This is a genomic window from Dechloromonas denitrificans, from assembly GCF_001551835.1.
GTDB classification, from domain to species: Bacteria; Pseudomonadota; Gammaproteobacteria; order Burkholderiales; family Rhodocyclaceae; genus Azonexus; species Azonexus denitrificans.
This window is the reverse complement of the sequence record NZ_LODL01000035.1, coordinates 316,341-334,741: the sequence shown is the minus strand read 5'-3', so window position 1 is coordinate 334,741 and position 18,401 is coordinate 316,341. Positions and strand designations below refer to the sequence as shown.

16 protein-coding genes are annotated in these 18,401 nt (G+C 63.6%); 6 read left to right on the top strand and 10 right to left on the bottom strand.

Annotation, left to right across the window (positions count from 1 at the left end):
• The first annotated feature begins 245 nt into the window (after positions 1-245).
• From AT959_RS16335 to AT959_RS16325, 3 genes are read left to right on the top strand one after another with little or no spacing between them, the layout of a single operon-like run.
• Positions 246-1,781 (top strand): ATP-binding protein, encoded by a 1,536-nt coding sequence (locus tag AT959_RS16335; RefSeq protein ID WP_066885296.1) that lies wholly within the window; start codon positions 246-248, stop codon positions 1,779-1,781.
• Positions 1,778-2,467, top strand: a complete 690-nt coding sequence (kdpE, locus tag AT959_RS16330) for a two-component system response regulator KdpE (RefSeq protein WP_066885294.1) — start codon at positions 1,778-1,780, stop codon at positions 2,465-2,467. Before AT959_RS16335 ends, kdpE begins: the two co-directional genes overlap by 4 nt.
• Before the next feature lie 10 nt (positions 2,468-2,477).
• The gene (locus AT959_RS16325; RefSeq protein ID WP_066885292.1) at positions 2,478-4,358 is read left to right on the top strand and encodes a potassium transporter Kup; all 1,881 of its coding nucleotides are present in this window, start codon (positions 2,478-2,480) and stop codon (positions 4,356-4,358) included.
• A 174-nt stretch (positions 4,359-4,532) separates the two neighbouring features.
• Here the strand turns inward: AT959_RS16325 and AT959_RS16320 are convergent, their stop codons facing one another.
• From AT959_RS16320 to AT959_RS16305, 4 genes are all read right to left on the bottom strand, one after another.
• Positions 4,533-4,775: a hypothetical protein gene (locus AT959_RS16320; RefSeq protein WP_066885288.1), complete on the bottom strand. Its 243-nt coding sequence runs from the start codon at positions 4,773-4,775 to the stop codon at positions 4,533-4,535.
• A 96-nt stretch (positions 4,776-4,871) separates the two neighbouring features.
• On the bottom strand, positions 4,872-5,342 hold the full coding sequence (locus AT959_RS16315) for a chemotaxis protein CheX (RefSeq protein WP_066885284.1): 471 nt from the start codon (positions 5,340-5,342) through the stop codon (positions 4,872-4,874).
• 2 nt (positions 5,343-5,344) lie between these two features.
• A complete protein-coding gene (locus AT959_RS16310) occupies positions 5,345-5,728 on the bottom strand; it encodes a response regulator transcription factor (RefSeq protein ID WP_205629947.1) in 384 nt (127 codons plus the stop codon).
• A gap of 2 nt (positions 5,729-5,730) precedes the next feature.
• The gene (locus tag AT959_RS16305) at positions 5,731-7,797 is read right to left on the bottom strand and encodes an ATP-binding protein (protein WP_066885281.1); all 2,067 of its coding nucleotides are present in this window, start codon (positions 7,795-7,797) and stop codon (positions 5,731-5,733) included.
• Between the two features lie 155 nt (positions 7,798-7,952).
• On the opposite strand from AT959_RS16305, the gene AT959_RS16300 reads away from it, so the two are divergent.
• Entirely contained in the window at positions 7,953-9,788 is a 1,836-nt protein-coding gene (locus AT959_RS16300) for an EAL domain-containing protein (RefSeq protein WP_066885278.1), read from the top strand.
• A 43-nt stretch (positions 9,789-9,831) separates the two neighbouring features.
• Here the strand turns inward: AT959_RS16300 and AT959_RS16295 are convergent, their stop codons facing one another.
• The 3 genes from AT959_RS16295 to rpiA form a co-directional block, all read right to left on the bottom strand.
• Complete coding sequence (locus AT959_RS16295; RefSeq protein ID WP_066885275.1) at positions 9,832-10,833, bottom strand: patatin-like phospholipase family protein; 1,002 nt, start codon at positions 10,831-10,833, stop codon at positions 9,832-9,834.
• A gap of 175 nt (positions 10,834-11,008) precedes the next feature.
• Positions 11,009-11,584, bottom strand: coding sequence for a hypothetical protein (locus AT959_RS16290; protein ID WP_066885273.1), 576 nt, complete (start codon positions 11,582-11,584; stop codon positions 11,009-11,011).
• 67 nt (positions 11,585-11,651) lie between these two features.
• Entirely contained in the window at positions 11,652-12,320 is a 669-nt protein-coding gene (gene rpiA / locus AT959_RS16285) for a ribose-5-phosphate isomerase RpiA (protein WP_066885271.1), read from the bottom strand.
• Positions 12,321-12,430: 110 nt separating this feature from the next.
• On the opposite strand from rpiA, the gene AT959_RS16280 reads away from it, so the two are divergent.
• Positions 12,431-13,039, top strand: a complete 609-nt coding sequence (locus AT959_RS16280; protein WP_157651343.1) for a hypothetical protein — start codon at positions 12,431-12,433, stop codon at positions 13,037-13,039.
• A 189-nt stretch (positions 13,040-13,228) separates the two neighbouring features.
• Here AT959_RS16280 and AT959_RS21645 read toward each other — a convergent pair whose 3' ends face one another.
• Genes AT959_RS21645 through AT959_RS16265 form a run of 3 tightly spaced genes read right to left on the bottom strand, consistent with a single transcriptional unit; the run spans position 13,229 to position 16,939 of the window.
• On the bottom strand, positions 13,229-14,386 hold the full coding sequence (locus tag AT959_RS21645) for a hypothetical protein (RefSeq protein ID WP_205629946.1): 1,158 nt from the start codon (positions 14,384-14,386) through the stop codon (positions 13,229-13,231).
• Positions 14,373-15,653 (bottom strand): LssY C-terminal domain-containing protein, encoded by a 1,281-nt coding sequence (locus tag AT959_RS16270; protein WP_066885265.1) that lies wholly within the window; start codon positions 15,651-15,653, stop codon positions 14,373-14,375. The genes AT959_RS21645 and AT959_RS16270 overlap by 14 nt, the downstream gene beginning before the upstream one ends.
• Positions 15,650-16,939: an LssY C-terminal domain-containing protein gene (locus AT959_RS16265; protein WP_066885263.1), complete on the bottom strand. Its 1,290-nt coding sequence runs from the start codon at positions 16,937-16,939 to the stop codon at positions 15,650-15,652. The genes AT959_RS16270 and AT959_RS16265 overlap by 4 nt, the downstream gene beginning before the upstream one ends.
• Positions 16,940-17,361: 422 nt before the next feature.
• On the opposite strand from AT959_RS16265, the gene AT959_RS16260 reads away from it, so the two are divergent.
• Positions 17,362-18,363, top strand: a complete 1,002-nt coding sequence (locus AT959_RS16260; protein ID WP_066885260.1) for a PstS family phosphate ABC transporter substrate-binding protein — start codon at positions 17,362-17,364, stop codon at positions 18,361-18,363.
• Positions 18,364-18,401: the final 38 nt, after the last annotated feature.

The window sequence follows — 18,401 nt, the reverse complement described above, 5'->3', positions numbered from 1 at the left end:
CCGAGAGTAGCCACCGTCATCCCCGCGCAGGCGGGGATCCATAGGTCGCTGGATTCCCGTACCCCAAGGGTACTTCCTTCGGGGCGCCGGCGCGGGAATCACCGGCTGGTTTTACACATCCAACCGGCAAGCCGGCCGTGGTGCCGGCAATCTTTACGAAATTTTTACGGCGCCCGCGCCAGAATGGTCAGCGTTTTTATACCGGGTCACCTAGTCTGTGGGTATCCCCTTTCAGGAAACGCGACATGGAAGCCACCGCCCGTTCGCTCGACGCCAAGCCGGCATTGCAAGCCGGCCGCAATATCTGGCTGACCGTCCTTGCCTGCCTCGGCACCGCGGCAGTGGCGACCCCGTTGCTCGGCCATCTCGATCTGGCCAACATCGTCATGCTGTTCCTGCTCACCGTGCTGGTGATCTCGGTCAAACTGGGGCGAAACGCGGCGGTGCTGGCGTCGATTCTCAGCGTGCTGCTGTTCGACCTCTTTTTCGTTAGCCCGCGCTTCTCGCTGGCCGTCAGCGACATCCAGTATCTGGTGACCTTCACAGTGATGCTGGTCACCGCCCTGACGACGACGCATTTTACTTCGGTCCTCAGGCAGAAGGCACAGGAAGCCGAAGTCCGCGAACAGCGCACGCAGGGCCTCTACCAGCTGGCCCGCCAACTGGCCGGCAGTCTGAGCAAAGAGCAGGTCGTCGAGATTTCGGAAGCCTTCATCAAGGAGCAACTCGCCGCTCAATCCGCCATCCTGTTGCCGGACGAGAGCCGGCATCGATTGCTTGCCGCCGACTCTGCCAATGCCCTGCCGGTCGAAAGCCACCTGGCCCTGGTCGCGCTGGAGAGCGGCAAGCTGGTTCGCAGCGACGAAGTCAGCGGCCTGGGCTATGCACCGCTCTATCTGCCGCTGCGCGCTTCGATGCGGATTCGCGGCGTGCTCGCCGTCCGCTTTGCCGACAATCCCCTGGAACCGACGCCGGCAACGCTGTCGCTGCTCGAAGCGCTTGCTTCGCTGGTCGCGGTTGCCCTGGAGCGCCTGCACTACGTCGAGGTGGCCCAGGGCACGGAAGTCAAAATGCTGACCGAACGCCTGCGCAGTTCCATCCTGTCGGCCCTCTCGCACGATCTGCGCACGCCGCTGACCGCGATGGTCGGCCTGGCCGACTCGCTGTTCCTGGTCAAACCCGCCTTGCCGGCGGTCGCGCTGGAAACCGCCCAGGCCCTGCATGAACAGTCGGCCAGACTGGCTGGGCTGGTCGGCAACCTGCTCGACATGGCGCGACTCAACGCCGGCGAGGTCACCCTGCGCCGCGAATGGCAACCGCTGGAGGAAGTCATCGGGGCCGGCATCAAGCTGCTCGGCAATGCGCTGGCCGAGCATCCGGTCAAGGTCGATCTGGCGCGGGACCTGCCGCTCCTCAATTTTGACGCGGTGCTCATCGAACGCGTGCTGTGCAATCTGCTGGAAAACGCCGCCAAATACGCCCCGCCGCAAACCGCCATCGAGCTGAGCGCCCAGCGCCAGGGCGACCTCGTCGAAATCGCCATCCGCGACCACGGCCCGGGTTTCCCTACAGAGCGGCGCGAGGAACTGTTCAACATGTTCGTGCGTGGCCAGCCCGAATCGGGCAAGCCGGGTACCGGCCTCGGCCTGGCGATCTGCAAGGCGATTGTCGAAGCCCATGGTGGCCGGATTCGGGCCGACAATCCGCCGGCGGGCGGCGCCTGCGTCAGCTTTACGCTGCCGGTCGGCAATCCGCCGGTGGTCGAGGAGGAAGTCGCATGAGCACGCCGGCCAAAGTCCTGGTCATCGAGGACGAGAAGCAGATTCGCCGCTTTGTCCGGGTGGCCGTCGAAGAAGAGGGCTGCCAGGTCAGCGAAGCGGAAACCATGGCCCAGGGGCTGATCGAGGCTGGCTCGCGGCAGCCGGATTTGCTGATCCTCGACCTCGGCCTGCCGGATGGCAACGGCATCGACCTGATCCGCGACTTGCGCGGCTGGTCCGACGTACCGGTGCTCATCCTCTCGGCCCGTTCGCAGGAGAACGACAAGATCGACGCACTGGATGCAGGGGCCGACGACTACCTGACCAAGCCCTTCAGTGTCGGCGAACTGCGGGCGCGCGTCCGCGCCCTGCTGCGCCGGCGCAGCCGCAGCGGCGAAACGGCATCGCCGCTGGTCGAATTCGGCGCCATCGTCGTCGATCTGTCGCGGCGCCTGGTCAGCCGGGCGGGCGAGCCGGTGCATCTGACGCCGATCGAGTATCGCCTGCTGTCGACGCTGCTCGCCCATCCCGGCAAGGTGCTGACCCAGCGCAACCTGCTGCGCGAAATCTGGGGGCCGTCGTATATCGAGAGCAGCCACTATCTGCGGGTCTATGTCGGCCATCTGCGCCAGAAGCTCGAAGACGACCCAACGCAACCCAAATACTTTCTGACCGAAACCGGCGTCGGCTATCGCTTCCAGCCGTAGGGGGAGAACCATGCAACAAAAACAAGACAACAAGCGTCTGGCAACGCTGACCCTGGCCGCCCTCGGTATCGTCTATGGCGATATCGGCACCAGTCCGCTCTACTCGATCAAGGAAGTGTTTGGCGGCGCCCACCATCCGGTGCCGATCACGCCCGACAATGTGCTGGGCATCCTGTCGCTGTTCTTCTGGTCGCTGATCATCGTCGTCACCGTCAAGTACGTTGCCTTCATCATGCGCGCCAACAACAAGGGCGAAGGCGGCATCATCGCCCTGATGACACTCGCCCTGCACAAGGGGAGGCCCGACTCCTGGCAACAAAAGCTGCTCATCACCCTGGGCCTGTTCGGGGCCGCCCTCTTTTATGGCGATGGCGTCATCACGCCGGCGATTTCCGTGCTGTCGGCGGTCGAGGGGCTGGAAATCATCACCCCGGCCTTCAAGCCCTACATCCTGCCCATCACGCTGGTCGTGCTGGTTGGCTTGTTCCTCTTCCAGCGCCGGGGAACGGCCAGTGTCGGCGCGCTGTTCGGCCCGGTCATGGTCCTCTGGTTCGCGGTGCTGGCGGTGCTCGGCACCCTGTCGATCATCGAACACCCCGGCGTGCTGATGGCGATCAACCCGCTGTATGCCTTCCAGTTCCTGCTCGGCAACTCCCTGCTCGGCTTCTTTGCCCTCGGTGCCGTCGTGCTCTGCATGACCGGTGCCGAAGCGCTCTATGCCGACATGGGGCATTTCGGCGCCAGGCCGATCCAGTATGCGTGGCTGGGCTACGTCATGCCGGCCCTGCTCATCAATTATTTCGGCCAGGGGGCGCTGCTGCTCGCCGATCCGAGCGCGGTCGAAAACCCGTTTTATCGCCTGGCCCCGGAATGGGCGATGTATCCCTTGGTCGTGCTGTCTACCGTCGCCACCATCATCGCCTCGCAGGCGGTAATTTCCGGCGCCTTCTCGATCACCCAGCAGGCGATTCAACTGGGTTACACGCCGCGCCTTGAAATCCAGCACACCTCGGACCGGGAAATCGGCCAGATCTACCTGCCCGGCATCAACTGGCTGCTGCTCGTCTCGATCATCGCGCTGGTCATCGAATTCGGCAGTTCGTCGAACCTGGCCGCGGCCTACGGCATCGCCGTCACCGGCACCATGCTGATCACCAATATCCTGGCGATTGCGGTCGCCGTCCGACTGTGGAACTGGAGTCCGCTGCGCGCCGTGCTCGGCGCCTTGCCCTTCATCTGTATCGACCTCGCCTTCTTTCTCGCCAACTCGATCAAGATTCCCGATGGCGGCTGGTTCCCGCTGGTCTTTGGCCTGGTCATCTTCATCCTGCTCACCACCTGGAAGCGCGGTCGCGAGCTGCTTGGCATGCGCCTGGCTCAAGACGCGATGGAACTGAAACCGTTCATCGCCAGCATCACCGAAGGGGGCGTCGAACGCGTTCCGGGCACCGCCGTCTTCATGACGCCGAATCCGGCCACCGTACCGCACGCCTTGCTGCACAGCCTGAAGCACTACAAGGCACTGCACGAGCAAGTCATCATCCTCAGCGTGCAGGTTTTTGACGTACCGTTTGTACCGGACGTGGACCGGGTCGAGGTGCACCATCTGGATGGCAATTTCCATCAGGTCATCGTCCAGTACGGCTTCAAGGACGAGCCGGATATTCCGGCAGCGCTGGCCCTCTGTGCCGAAGCCGGTCTCGCCATCGACATGATGGACACCTCGTTCTTCCTCGGCCGGGAAACGCTGATCCCCAAGCTGGGCTCCGAAATGGCCTACTGGCGAAGCCTGATCTTTGTCGCGATGTTCCGAAATGCCGGCAGCGCCACGGCCTTCTTCAGGATTCCGTCGAATCGGGTGGTCGAGCTTGGCTCGCAGGTGGTGCTCTAGTGAAATGCTAAAATATTCGTCATCCCCGCGAAGGCGGGGATCCAGTTCGTTGATTTTTCTGGATTCCCGCCTTCGCGGGAATGACATTCCTGAATAGATCAGCGCTGACTCAGGTCGACCCCGGCGGTCGACCGTTCAAATAAGGCAATTTTGAAGGTTTGCGTGCCAGCCGCTTCAGCCCGGCATGAAACCTTGTTCGACGCGCACCAAGGCCAGGCGTTCGGCGACCAGTTGCGCCTCGGCGCGATTGATTTCGGTTTGCTGGCGGCCGAAGGCGTCACGTTCGCGGCGCGAACAGGCGGCCGCCTCGATGCTGCGGATGCAGCGCCAGCGATAACCCTGTTTGGTCCGGAAGGGACGCATCTGGTCTTTCGGGTGATGGACCCGGCAGCAGTAGCAGAACAGCATTTCCATCATTGCAACCTCTTAGCAGAAAGGACTGGCCGTAGCTGACAGCATGATAGTCCTATATTGCAGGCAAATGACAGGTGGCTTGCTGTCGCCGGTCTGCCTTCAGGGGCCGGGGGCAAGCTGGACGACGAGGCTGGCCTCGTAGCCGTGCCAGCCGAGCGGGATGGCATAGGGCAGATTGCCGCTGATGTTGGGCAACGATTGCTCGCCATAGTTCAGCAGGCGGGGCGGCGCGATGCTCAGGCCCTCGCCGAAATGGCGGCGGGCGCGGCCGGACAGCGTGTTGGCGATCTCGCCGACGATGTCGGCGTGGCGGTCGTCGGTGAATACCGACTCGCCCATCTTGAGCAGGACGTGCGAGAGCAGGGCGCGTGGCGCCGAAAAGCAGACGCTGCCGGTGTAGGCGCCGCTGATCTCGATCAGGCCGTTGAAGTCGTTCCAGAGCACGGCCGGGCCGTGTTCGATCAGGTAGGCCGAGCGCACGTTGGCCGTTTCGCCGGTGCAGGTGTTGAAGAAATGGGTGATGGCTTCTGAGAAGACTTCGATGTCTTCCGGGCGGAGTTCGTGGCGCATGCTTAGTCGATCAGTTCGAGCAGGGATTCGAGCAGTTCGTCGTCGGTGAACGGCTTGTGCAGAAAGCCGCTGGCGCCCTTCTTGATGGCGCGCAGCGCGGTGGCCTTGTCGGCCAGTGCCGAGACGACGAGGATCTTCGTCTCCGGCAGGAAGTCGATGATCTGCTCGATGCAGGCTTCGCCGTCGAGCAGCGGCATGGTCAGATCCATGGTGATCAGGTCGGGCCGGCAGTCGCGGGCCAGTTCGACGGCCATTTCACCGTTGGCGGCGAGGCCGGCGATGTTGATGTGGGGCAGTGCCGGGCCGGCGACCAGGCGGGCGATGCGGTTGCGGATGATCATCGAGTCATCGACGATCATCATGCTCAGGATATTGGAGAGAGACATGCTCAGGCGGGTTTGATCTGCATGATGAAACGGGTGTGGGAATGGGCCCGGGAGTTGATGCGCAGGCGGCCGCCGAGGTCGCGCAGCGCAGCCTTGACGACGGCCAGGCCGTCGCCGCGCCCGGCGTGCTGGTGGGCGCTGTCGAGCGAGCTGACGCCGGCTTCGAACAGCGTCGCGATGACCTGCTCGTCGCTCAGCGCGGCGACCTCGGCCGGGCTGTACAGGGCGCGTTCGATCAGCACGCCGCGCAACTGCTCGACCGACAGGCCGCAGCCGTCGTCGTGGATGGTCATGGTCAGCGTGCCGTCGGCCTCGCTGGTCAGTTCGACGCGAACCAGGCCGGTCGCCGGCTTGCCCTGGCGCAGGCGTTCGGCCGGCGCTTCGATGCCGTGCGCGATGGCATTGCGCACCAGTTGCGGCACCGCCTCGCGCAGCACGCTGGCCAGTGCCGGCGGCAAATGGTCGAGGCGCGGCACGGCGGCTTCGAAACGGACCTGCTTGTTGAGGTCTTCAGCCACCCGCTGTGCGTACTGCTCGATGCGGCGCAGGCTGTCGCCGAGCGGGTCGGGTGGCGGCTTGTCGGACTGGCCGCCGGCGAAATGCTGGACCCGCTTGACCACCGCCTCGACCTTGATGATTTCGCTGAGCAGGCTGCTCAGCCCGACGGCGACCGGGATCAGGTCGTCGCCGGCGAGATCGTTGCGGCCGCGCAAGGGCTGCAGGATGTCCTCGAAGGCATGCGCCGCGCGGCTGATGCTGCTGCAGCCGAGCGTCGCCGCCTCGCCCTTCAGGCCATGCACGATGCGGGCGATGCGATTGACCATTTGCGGGTAGGGCTGGCGCAGCGGCTGGATATTTTGCAATTCGCCGTTGATCAATTGCAGGGTGTCGCGGGCGCGTTGCAGGAAGCCGGCGACTTCATTCGGGTTGTGGTCGAGGATGCCGAGCAGCAGCGCGATTTCGTTGTCGGCGCGGGCTTCGGCGCCGGCCAGCTGGTGTTCCAGCCTGACCTTCTGCGAAACGTCGAAGACGGTGACGAGCAGGGCGACGACCTGGCCGTTCTCGCGAATCTGGTTGAATTCGAAGGTCAGGTGGCTGGGGCTTTTCTTCGTCCGCTGTTCGGCCAGTAGTTCGATTTCGACCAGCGGATTCAACTGTTCGAGCAGGCTCTGCTTCATCTTCTTGTTGAACAGCAGGTCGATGTAGTCCCGCGCCGCCTCGGCATTGGCGGCCGAGGTCAGGCGGCCGAGAAAGGCCAGGAAATCGGCGCCGGGCTGCAGTTGCTGGCCGAAGATGCGGTCGAGCGATTGCGAGCGCTGACCACCGACGGTGCGGGCGGCGGTGAGCAGGAAAAGGCCTTCGCGGACGCTGCCCAGGATGCGTTCGGTTTCCTCGCGTGCGGCGGCGGTCTGGCGGTCGCTGGCGGCCAGCCGGCCGATGAACTTGAAGAGGATGAAGGCGAAATTGAGGAAGGCCAGCGAAATGGCGATGGCCTGGATCAGTCGTACGGTCGACGTCTTTTTATTGGCCATTTCAGTCAGCATTTCGCTGAGATCGTCGGCTTGCTGGGTCAGCCGGTTGTTGCGGGTGACCGCTTTTTGCACGGCGCGGGCGACCGACTCCGGATCGGGGTCGGCGTTGACGATCAGCGGTCCGACTTCGCGGTCGATCGGCTCCCAGGTCCGGACGACCGAAGCGAGCTGTTCCTGGGCGTGCTGGCGCAGGCTTTCCGGCTCGATCAGCGGCAGCGCCGAGGGCTGCGCCAGTTTTTTGTCGAGGGCGAGGCGGGCGTCGTCGAAACCGAGGCGGGCTTCCGAGATTTCGGCCAGGCTCGACTGGGTCCGCTGGCCGTTGCGCAGATCCATCTCCAGCGTCAGCAGGCCCTTGGTCAGTTGCTGGGCATAGGTGCGCAGCAGGCCGGCCGCGTTGATCCGGCCGGCATCGGCCTCGATCTGGCGCGAGGTGTAGATGTTGATGGCGGAGACGCCGGCGTCGATCAGCAGAAAGATGCCGATGGCCAGCACCAGATCGCGGTATTTACCAAACAGCGAAGCAAACAGCGTTTTCATGACGACCTGAAACGGGGCGGGGCCACGATCTTGCCGGGCCAATGTTGCGCCGCTGTGACAGGCAGATCTTTTGTCACGAACGCCTCCGGTGTCACCGGAGTGAAATATTGACTTCCTAAACTCGCCGGATTGTTACTGTGCCGGAATGAAACACAATGATTGTCTTGATGGATGACGAAGCCGCCGAACTACGCCGGATCATCGACGAGGGGCTGCTTTATCCTGTCTTTCAGCCGATTGTCGATTTTCGCGTGCGGGCCATTCTCGGCTACGAAGCCCTGATCCGCGGCCCGCAGGATTCGCCGCTGCAATTTCCCGATGCCTTGTTCGGCACCGCCAAAGCCTGCAATCTGGCCCTCGAACTCGAACACGCCTGCCGCGAAGCCAGTCTGCGCGCCTTCGCCGCCCAGCGCCTGCCCGGCCGACTGTTTCTCAATGTCACGCCGGGCTGTCTGCTCGACCCGCTGATGATGAATGGCCACACCCGCGCCCTGCTTGCCGAACTGGGCATCGCGCCCAACCGCATCGTCATCGAGCTGACCGAAAACCAGCAGATCACCGACCTGCCCGGCATCCAGGAGGCCTTGCAGAACTATCGCGGGCGCGGCTTCCAGATCGCCATCGACGATCTCGGCGAAGGCTTCGCCAACCTGCGCATGTGGTCGGAGGTCCGCCCCGAGTTCGTCAAGATTGACAAGCATTTCGTGCATGGCATTGCCGATGACCGCATCAAGTACCACTTCGTGCGGGCGATGCAGGATCTGGCCGAGATCTGCAATGCCTCGCTGGTCGCCGAGGGTATCGAGCGCCGTGAGGATTTCTGCTGCATCCGCGACATGGGTATTGCCTGCGGCCAGGGCTATTTCATCGCCCGGCCGGAACCGGTGCCGCTGCGCCAGCTACCGCCAGCGGCGCTGAGTGCGCTGGCCAACCAGCAACTGTCGCTGACCCCGAGCGGCCTGGTGTTGGGCAAGATGCCGACGGCGCGGACCTTGCTCCGGGAGATCGAGCCGGTGCCAATCGATGCCTGCAACTCGCTGGTCATCGCCCGCTTCGAAGCCGATCCGAAACTCGACGTGCTGCCAGTCGTCGATGGACGGCAGCCGATCGGCCTGATCAATCGGCACAGCATGATCGATCGCTTCGCCCGGCCGTTTCAGAAGGAACTGTTCGGCCGCAAGAGTTGCGAACTGTTCATGGAGCACGCGCCGCTGGTCGTCGATCAGCATGCCACCATCCAGCAACTGGCGATGATGCTGTCGCTGGCCCCCAAGCATTACCTGTTCGACGGCTTCATCGTCACCGACGAGGGCGGCTACCTCGGCGTCGGCAGCAGCCACGACCTGATGGCGACGATCACCGAAATGCAGATCAGCGCTGCCCGCTACGCCAATCCGCTGACCCAGTTGCCGGGCAACGTGCCGATTAACGAACACATCGACCGCATGCTGGCCAGCGACGGTGAATTTGTCGCGGCCTACGTCGATATCGACAATTTCAAACCCTACAACGACACCTACGGCTACCGGCGCGGCGACGACGTGATCCAGCTGCTCGGCCGGCTGACCGGCGAGGCGGCCGATGCGCGCTGCGATTTCGTCGGCCACATCGGCGGCGACGATTTCTTCGTCATCTTCCAGAGCGCCGACTGGGAAATGCGCTGCTGGCAACTGGTGCGTTCCTTCGCCGAGGCGATGGACGGCATGCTCAGCGCCGAGGAGCGGGCGCGCGGCGGCTACATGGCCGAGAACCGGCGCGGCGAATTCGTTTTTCAGCAGCTGCCGACGCTGTCGATCGGCGTCGTCAAGATCGCGCCCGGCGAGTGCGAGTCGCACCGCGAGGTGGCGGCGGCGGCCTCGGCCGCCAAGAAACAGGCGAAAAAGCGGGCCAAGAATCCGGCCGCCGACAGCCTGGCCGGCAGCGTCTTTGTCGAGCGCCGACGGCCGGGTGGGGCCGATGCGCCGCGCTCGATGCTGCGCGTGCTGAACTGAGGCCGGCGGTCGACGCCCAAAAAAGGGCAAAAACCGTCGTCGCTCAGTAAAACAGCCGGGCCAGGTCGAGCGTTGCCTGCTGGCCGAGGGCGGCCCGGTGCCGGGCCAGCCAGTCGCGGGCATGTTGCCGGCCGTCGTCGCGCAGGCGCTCGAAAAAGGGCAGGCTGACTGCCAGCTTGCTTTCAGCCGGCAGGTCGCCGAGCAGCGAATCGGCGCTGATCGCATGAAAGCGCAGGCGGCCGATGCGTCGTTCGAAGCGGCCGATCGGCAGCCATTCCGGCAGCCAGCTGGTGCCGATCTGTTCGCGCAGGTGAGCGAACATCCGCATTTCGCGCAGGAAGGTGGCATTGAAGGCCAGCTCGCGCAGGCGCAGCTTGATGTCGGCGGCCGAGGCCGGCGTTTCGCTGTAATGCAGCGGGGTGAGCAGGACGAGCAGGATGTCCGGCGTCGTGCATTCGTAAAGCAGCGGAAAAACCGCCGGGTTGGCGCTGTAGCCGCCATCCCAGTACGGTTCGCCGTCGATCGTCACGGTCCGGTGGATGGTCGGTAGGCAGGCCGAGGCGAGCAGGGCGTCGAGCGACATCTCGTGGTTGTGGAAGATGCGCAGCTTGCCCGAGTTGGCGTGGGTGGCGGCGATGAACAGCTTGACCGGGCTGGCGTGGCGCAGCCGGGCGAAGTCGATCTGCTGGCCGAGGATGTCGCGCAGCGGGTTGAGGTCGAGCGGGTTGAGCTGTTCCGGCGACAGGTAGTCGGCCCATTGCAGCATCATCTTCATGGCCGGCGCCAGGGCCGGTGCGGCATTTTCGGTATCGAAGGGCGACGAATTCGCCACCGCCGTCCAGAAATCGGCCAGCGCCCGGCGGGCCCCGTCGCGGCCGCCGACCATCAGGCCGTGTGCCAGGCAGACGGCATTCATGGCGCCGGCACTGGTCCCGCTGACGCCCTCGAAATCGAGCGTGCCGTCTTCGAGCAGGGCGTCGAGCACGCCCCAGGTAAAGGCGCCGTGCGCGCCGCCGCCTTGCAGGGCGAGGTTGAGGGTGGGCATGGCGATTTCTCCGGTGGGGCCGGCGGCGACGGCGTCGCCGGCTTGGGCCTGAAAGCAGTCACAGTCTGGGATATCAGGCGGGTCCGGTCAATCGTTTATCACGGCGGGCGGCGGACAAAAAAGAGCCCGGCGGGGCCGGGCTGAATGGAGAGAGATCGTGGTGATTTTTCCGGTTTCAGGCGCTTTCCTCGCCGCTGCTGTTGTTGGCAGCGACCGGTTTTTTTCTCGGGGTCTTTTTTTCGGTGACGCTCTCCGTGATCTGTGGCATTTCCGTCTCGGCCTGACTGACGCTTTCGATGGCGGCGACGTTGATCTCGTGCAGTGCTTTTTCGGCATTTTCCAGCGTCGACCGCAGGGCGGTCAGTGCGATTTCACCTTCCCACGGGCTGCTTCTGGCGGCGCGGTTGATCGTCGCAAAGGCGATTTCGTCGAAGACGCGAACCTGTGCTTCGGCGGTCTGCAGCAGGGTCTTCTGCGTTTCGCCGAGAATGCCGAAGGCGGTATCGAGCAGCTTGCTGTGGCGGACGCTCTGTTCCAGCCACAGCGTGGTCGGCAGTTGCGTCATTGATTCGAGCTGGCCGTGGCCGAACAGCGCTAGGTGTTTGCTGCCGTGGTGCAGGGCATCGCGGCCGGCGGCCGAGAGCAGTTCCGAAAAGCGCTGGCTGGCTTCGAGGCAGGCGGCCGACAGGCCAAGCAGGTTGTTCAGCGTGTGATCGCGGCTGTGGGCGATCTGTTGGGCAGACAAGAACATGGGGCGCTCCCGGCATCGTTGAATGCCGCCAGACTAGCGCCCCGATGTGACAGAAAAATGAAGGCGCTCAGCCCAGCGTGCGGACGCCTTCAGGGGTGCCGAGCAGGCAGATGTTGGCCGGGCGCAGCGCAAACAGGCCGTTGGTGACGACGCCGGTGATCTGGTTGATCTGCGCTTCCAGGCCTTTCGGGTCGGTGATGGCGAGGCCGTGCACGTCGAGGATCAGGTTGCCGTTGTCGGTGACGAAACCGGCGCGTTCCTGCGGTCGACCGCCCAGTTTGACCAATTCCCGGGCGACATGGGCGCGGGCCATCGGGATGACTTCGACCGGCAGCGGAAACTTGCCCATCGTCTCGACCAGCTTCGAGCCGTCGGCGATGCAGACAAAGGTCTTGGCCACCGCGGCGACGATCTTCTCGCGCGTCAGCGCGCCGCCGCCGCCCTTGATCATGTTGAGGCCGGCATCGATTTCGTCGGCGCCATCGACATAGACCGGAATGTCATCGACGTCGTTGAGGTCGAGCACCGGGATGCCGTGTCCTTCGAGGCGCAGCCGGGTCGCTTCCGAACTGGCGACGGCGCCCTTGTAGCGATCCTTGAGCGGGGCCAGCGCATCGATGAAGAAATTGGCCGTCGAGCCGGTGCCGACGCCGATGATGCTGCCGGCCGGTGCGTGTTTGGCGACGTAGTCGGCGGCGGCCTGGGCTACGGCCTGCTTGAGTTCGTCCTGGGTCATGGGGCTGCTCCTGAATGGTTTGCCGGGCATTTTAACCTGTCAAAAAAGTTTAACTTTACGGCGTCGGCAAATCGCTAAACTACGCATACCGTTTTTTATGAGAGAGCCATATGACAGAGCAGAAAAAGAATTCCCCCGCCGCCAAGCCGTCTGCAGTGGCCAAGCCGCCGAAAAAACTGGTGCCGCGTTCAGCCCCGAAGGCCGAGGTCAAGGCCGCTCCGGCCCCGCTGCCGACTGTTGAAGTAGCTGCTGCAGCGGCGCCCGAGGCGGCCGTCGTCGTTGCCCAGGCGCCGGCGCCGGCCACGGCTGCTGCCGCCGCCAAGGCCCGGCCGCCCCGCAAGCCGTCGCGCGTCGATGAAACCGTCGCTAAGCACCAGAAGGTTCTGGCCGAAGCGCTGGTCAAGGCGCAAGCCATCAAGTACGACCAGCCGCAGGTGATGAAGCCGGCGGCAGCCAAGCCCGTCAAGGCAGCCAAGCCGGTCAAGCCGCGCAAGCCGAAGCTGGTCCGCGACAGCTACGCCATGCCGGAAGCCGAGTACGCCCGCATCGGCGAACTGAAAAAGCGGCTGGCTGGGCTGGGCAGCGAAGTCAAGAAGAGCGAACTGCTGCGCGGCGGCATCGCCCTGCTGGCGGCGCTCAACGACGCCGAACTGCAGGCGGTGATGGGCCGCGTCGAGCGCATCAAGACCGGCCGCCCGGCCAAGGACGGCAAGAAGTAAGCGGTAGAAATCCTGACCTGACCTGACCTGACCGCTGGTCTTCGCTCAGGTCAGGCATCTCCGGCGCTGATCGACCGGCTGAATCGAAGAACCCTTCCTGAACCGGTCGCAAAACCCGTTCTGGTGAATTCCGTTCGCTGCTCTTGCCCAGCAGGGAGATCCTGATTAGGTTCGCTGGCGGCAATCACCTTAACGTGCCGATGCCGCGAGATCCTCTTCCACGAAGCGCAACATTGCCTCGAGCAAGGCTTCGCGGGGGTAGTCATTGTGGTTCACCAAGGTTGAGCCGAGCCACGCATGCGAGCGTGCGATCGGGACGGCAAGCGCCCAATGGTCGGCGTTGATATAACCGAGCAGGGAACTGCCCGGGATCACTTGGTCGTAGAACAGAACCTGGCTGTCATTGCGCGCATCCACCTGGCTGAGCTTGTTGTAGCCCGATTTTAGGACTGCGGATATGCGCTCGGGTTGCGGAAATGTCACCAGCGAATAGTAGGGGACATCCGTGGGCAGGGGATGCTGCGCCAGCCAGGTCTTGCGCATGCCGGGGCGCAAGCTTTCGACGGCACCGCCGTCGCCGGGCGAGCACTTGGCGCCGGGCCAATGTCTTAGCAAGGCCAGTTGTGACTCCTCGGCGTCATTGGCCAGCGGGGATCCGCCAACGGCCCCGGCGATACTGACAACGGCCGCGACCCGCGGACGGATTTCGGGGTAGGAGGTTACCGCCTCAAGGATGTCCGGCGCCCCCTTCGAGTAGCCGAAAAGCACCAGACGCGCTTTGCCCTCCTGCGGCGGCATCGCCATGATTGCATCGCGGATCTGGCGGGCGTTGTGGGCGCTGCTCGACAACCCGTCCACTTTGATGATGAGCTGGTCGAAGCCGAACTGACCAAGGTGCGCCGCCACGCTGCCTTTCAAGTCCAGCCAATCGGAGAAACAATCCCAGCCAACCCCGGGGATGACCGCTGCGATGAGGCGCCGCTCCGATGCCCCAAGTTCCACCGTTTTGCCGGTCCCGGCGGGTTCGACGCCGACTCGGGTGAGTGCCTCTTCGCATGGCCGGTAATCCGGCAGCGCCGGCCCCCGCGCTTCAAGCACCTGGCAGAAAATTTCCCGCATGCGTCCCCGCTTATCCTGGACGCCGGCCTGCACCGCCGGCACCAGGATGAGCGGTGGGGTATCCTCTGAATAGTGATGGAGCGGCGGGGTGGAGCAAGCCGTTAGGGCACAGCCCGCCAGCAGGGCCATATTAAGCAGCCGTGCCCCCCGGGGCCGCCCGAGCCGGTCACTTTCCCCGACTGAGCGCGAGCGCAGATTGGCGGCCGGAAGCTGGTCATTGTTGTGCATTCCTCTTCTCCGCATCTAAATCACCCTCCCGGTTTGGTAGAGGGATCCAGTCAAGTATTTGCACGTCGGACAGCGCCAGTGGACGCGTGGCAAAAAACATCACTGCCCGCAGTCCGTCGGTGTAGTACTTTGTGCCGGCCAGACTGTCCCGCGGTCGCGCCACCGTTGCCGCCCCGACCCCACCGACGAAACCCAGTTTGGCCAGGCCCCCGGAATACAGCAGATCCTGAATCAGCAGGTTTCTCGCCTCGTCCACATCCGGATGGAGGATCAAGTCTTTGCCCTCGGCCACTGCAAAGCGTCCGCCCACCGGCCTGCCCGCCTGAACAAGAAAGATCGCCTGACCCTGATAGCGCAGCGGGACCAGCCAAAGGCGTAACCAGTTTGCCGGCACGCCGCCTTGGCCTGCCTTCCGGACAACGATATCGGGGGGGCGGCCAAAGAGCCGCTGGGCATTGTCAAGCTCCATCGTGTCGCGGCGAAAGCCGCGCCGCACCAGCGCGGCGCCGATGTCAGCCAACTCGCCGATCATGACGACATTGGCCGGATCAGCCGATGCCGTTTCATCCGCGCCCGTTGCATAGCCGGGCAAGCGCTCCAGCGCGGCACGGAGGGCGTCGGGATCGGCGTATTCGGGAGCTTCTGTTGCCGCGTAGCGTTGCCGGATCGGAATCAAGCCGACGTCAGGCGCTTCGTCCGGGACAGGCAGGAACAAGGTGAACGGAATCATCCGGCGCTGACCGACGAGATCGACGTTGAGCAGCCTCGTCCGGCGATGGGGATTGGTGAATATGATCCCGGCGCGGGTTGCCCCCGGCGGGATCGGGTTCTGGAACCCGAGCCGATCGAGATGCTCGTCGAGCGCCGCATTGTCGGCATTCGCCAAGGGCGCGTGGAGCGACCAGGCAACCTCCAGCGACGAAAAATAATCCGGGTCGGTACCGGCGCGCAGCAACCACAGCATTTGCGGGCTCTTGTTTTCCACTTGTAGCCAGACCGGTTGGATGCCCGTGCCATTGACGTCCACGCCAAACATCCGCCGGCTGTCCTCGGCGCTGAGCACGGTGGCGCTCAGCTGCACTTCTTGCTCGGTGGCGCTCACCGCCCGAGCCCGTAATGCCACATCGTCCACCTCGGTCGGTATTTGCCAGCTGGCGCAGCCAGCCAGTGCGAACTGGAGGGCCGCGGTGCCCAGCATGGCGAAAGCGCGCCAGACCGGCAACCGGCTTTGCGGCAGGTGGGCGAGCAACCAGGTGGCCAGGCTCATCGCGGCTCCCGAATGATCGAGCGGACGAAGCCCCCTTCGCGCCCCTCCCAGGGCAGGAAGTCGATCTCGGCCAGCGAGGTGGGATGGGCATCGAAGACCAGCACGGCGCGAAACCCATCCGTATAGTAGGGATCGGTCGTCAGATTGCCGCGCGGCGAAGCCTTGGAGGCAACACCGACCCCGCTGACAAAGCCGATTTTGTTGAGGTTCTGCGAGTAGAACAGATCTTCCGTCAGTGCCGCCCGTGCCTCATCGACATCCGGATCGATCTTGTGAGTCGTCAGATAGGGCGAGTGGATGGTGAGCCGGGTACCGATGTCACGGCTGATCTGGCCCACCCAGACCGGCTTGCCATGGAAGCGCAGGGGGCTGAGCCAGAGGCGCAGATGGTTGCGCTGATGGACATTGTCGCGAGCCTTCTGCAAGGCGATGTCCTGCGCTCGCCCATACAGGTACAAGGGGCTGACCGGTGCATAGCGATAGCGTTCTCCGGACAGCGCGGAGGTGATCATCCGGGTTACCGAGCCGAGCCAGGTCTCTTCGGTTAAACGCCAGCCCCGGCGCACCAGGGCGGGGAAGGCGTCTTCGAGGCCGCCGATGATGACCAGGTTGAGGGGGTCCCCGTTGCGTGTCCCATTGTTGTTGGTGACGCAGCAGGGGAGTGCGGCCAGGGCAGCGCGGAAAGCATTGTCATCGGTGTAGTCGATTATTTCGTCAGGAGCGTGAAGCTCCCCCGGTAACACTTTCCGCGATCGGTAGTCGGCGCGGAATCCAGGGACGATGCTGAGGAAGGAAAAGGCTCTTAGGCGACCGCTTGCGACGAGATCCACCTGGACCATTTTTACCCCCTCGTCGAGGTTCGTCAGGACGAATCCCGAGACCGTCTCACCGGCTGGAACCGGATTGCGGAAGGCCAGTTCCCGGAAGCGCTGCTCGATCTCAGGCTGTCCGGAAGCGAAGACGTCCGCCGCCTCGGACGCCGGGAAAAAATTCGGATCCAGGCCGGACGACATCAGCCAGTACCCGGCGTTGTCACGGTTCTCCACCTCAATCCAAACCGGCTGGATACCGAGCGTGGCCAGGGGGGCGCCATAAACGGCACGACTCTCATCGGCCGAAAGCACGCTGGTCGACACACGTACAGCGTGGTCGGTGCGCGAGATGGCCCGGCTCTTGAAGTCCAACGCCGCCGTTTCGGGGGGAGGAGATACCAGGGCGCAACCGCTGACCGCTAGCAGCATGGCGGTACTCGCCAGCACGAGCAGCGATCGGCGAATGAAACTCATGGGCTGACCGATCCGGGCGATGCCCTGGCGGGGAATCCAGGATGAACGCCAGCGGCACCCGTGTTCACGCTAACGCGGGAAACGGCACGTGCATGAACTTCTGCCCCAGATAATCGCCGCATAGACCGGACCACCCTTGATGACAAGTAGCGCCGCCAGAAATAGCAAATTCAATGGATTTATTCGCTTTGCAAATGTTGCTCTTGGCGCAATTTCACGTCAAGGTTATTGCCTTGCCCGACGGCGGCTAATTGCCACAGGCCGTGAGCAGCAGCTCGGCCTGACATTGAGTACCGAGCAGGTCTCGCGTTCTACCAAATAAGAAGCCAGTCCATTTGTTACAGCCTGTCATTTGGCTGTAACAAAGCGGCGCTAACCTGCACAGCGTTGTTAATTCCAACCTTGTGCAGGAGTCTCCCCCGATGTTCAAGCATTCCAAGCTCGTATCCGCACTGGCCGTGGCCGGTGTCGCGCTGTTCGGTGCCCAGGCCGCTCAGGCCCAGATCGTCAAGATCGACGGTTCTTCGACCGTTTATCCGATCACCGAAGCCGTTGCCGAAGAATTCCAGAAAGCCAAGAAGAACGCCATCAAGGTGACCGTCGGTATTTCCGGCACGGGCGGCGGCTTCAAGAAGTTCTGCCGTGACGAAACCGATCTGTCCAACGCTTCCCGTCCGATCACCAAGAAGGAAATGGAAGACTGCAAGGCCGCCGGTGTCGAGTACATCGAAATGCCGGTTGCCTTCGACGCGCTGACCGTCGTCATCAACCCGAAGAACACCTTCCTCAAGGAAGCCACTGTCGCCGAACTGAAGGCGCTGTGGGAACCGGCCGCCCAGGGCAAGGTCATGAAGTGGAACCAGGTCAATCCGGCCTGGCCTGACGCGCCGGTCAAGCTGTTCGGCGCCGGCGCCGATTCCGGCACCTTCGAGTATTTCACCGAAGCCATTGTCGGCAAGGCCAAGTCCTCGCGCGGCGACTACACCGCTTCCGAAGACGACAACGTGCTGGTCCAGGGCGTCTCGCGCGACGTCAATGCGATCGGCTACTTCGGCTACGCCTACTACGCCGAGAACATGAACAAGCTGAAGGCGCTGCCGATCGTGCCGCCGAAGGGTGGCGCCGCCGTCGCGCCGTCCGAACAGGCCGTGATCAAGGGCACTTACCAGCCGCTGTCGCGCCCGATCTTCGTCTATGTCAAGGCCAAGTCGCTGCAGAAGCCGGAGGTCAAGGAGTTCGTCGAGTTCTACATGAAGAACGCCGCCAAGCTGACCAAGGAAGTGAAGTACGTGCCGCTGCCGGACAACGCCTACACCGGCAATCTTGAGCATGTGAAGAAGAACAAGATCGGTACCGTGTTCGGTGGGCAGAATGAAGTTGGCATCACCATCGAAGAGTTGATGAAGCGCGAAGCCAAGATGTAATGTTCGTTCCGGCGAGCCACTCGCCAGTTGTCAAAAGC

Excerpts from the sequence above, each read along its gene's own strand:
- AT959_RS16335 (WP_066885296.1), top strand. The coding sequence starts at position 246 with ATGGAAGCCACCGCCCGTTCGCTCGACGCCAAGCCGGCATTGCAAGCC.
- kdpE (WP_066885294.1), top strand. The coding sequence starts at position 1,778 with ATGAGCACGCCGGCCAAAGTCCTGGTCATCGAGGACGAGAAGCAGATT.
- AT959_RS16325 (WP_066885292.1), top strand. The coding sequence starts at position 2,478 with ATGCAACAAAAACAAGACAACAAGCGTCTGGCAACGCTGACCCTGGCC.
- AT959_RS16320 (WP_066885288.1), bottom strand. The coding sequence starts at position 4,775 with ATGATGGAAATGCTGTTCTGCTACTGCTGCCGGGTCCATCACCCGAAA.
- AT959_RS16315 (WP_066885284.1), bottom strand. The coding sequence starts at position 5,342 with ATGCGCCACGAACTCCGCCCGGAAGACATCGAAGTCTTCTCAGAAGCC.
- AT959_RS16310 (WP_205629947.1), bottom strand. The coding sequence starts at position 5,728 with ATGTCTCTCTCCAATATCCTGAGCATGATGATCGTCGATGACTCGATG.
- AT959_RS16305 (WP_066885281.1), bottom strand. The coding sequence starts at position 7,797 with ATGAAAACGCTGTTTGCTTCGCTGTTTGGTAAATACCGCGATCTGGTG.
- AT959_RS16300 (WP_066885278.1), top strand. The coding sequence starts at position 7,953 with ATGATTGTCTTGATGGATGACGAAGCCGCCGAACTACGCCGGATCATC.
- AT959_RS16295 (WP_066885275.1), bottom strand. The coding sequence starts at position 10,833 with ATGCCCACCCTCAACCTCGCCCTGCAAGGCGGCGGCGCGCACGGCGCC.
- AT959_RS16290 (WP_066885273.1), bottom strand. The coding sequence starts at position 11,584 with ATGTTCTTGTCTGCCCAACAGATCGCCCACAGCCGCGATCACACGCTG.
- rpiA (WP_066885271.1), bottom strand. The coding sequence starts at position 12,320 with ATGACCCAGGACGAACTCAAGCAGGCCGTAGCCCAGGCCGCCGCCGAC.
- AT959_RS16280 (WP_157651343.1), top strand. The coding sequence starts at position 12,431 with ATGACAGAGCAGAAAAAGAATTCCCCCGCCGCCAAGCCGTCTGCAGTG.
- AT959_RS21645 (WP_205629946.1), bottom strand. The coding sequence starts at position 14,386 with ATGCACAACAATGACCAGCTTCCGGCCGCCAATCTGCGCTCGCGCTCA.
- AT959_RS16270 (WP_066885265.1), bottom strand. The coding sequence starts at position 15,653 with ATGAGCCTGGCCACCTGGTTGCTCGCCCACCTGCCGCAAAGCCGGTTG.
- AT959_RS16265 (WP_066885263.1), bottom strand. The coding sequence starts at position 16,939 with ATGAGTTTCATTCGCCGATCGCTGCTCGTGCTGGCGAGTACCGCCATG.
- AT959_RS16260 (WP_066885260.1), top strand. The coding sequence starts at position 17,362 with ATGTTCAAGCATTCCAAGCTCGTATCCGCACTGGCCGTGGCCGGTGTC.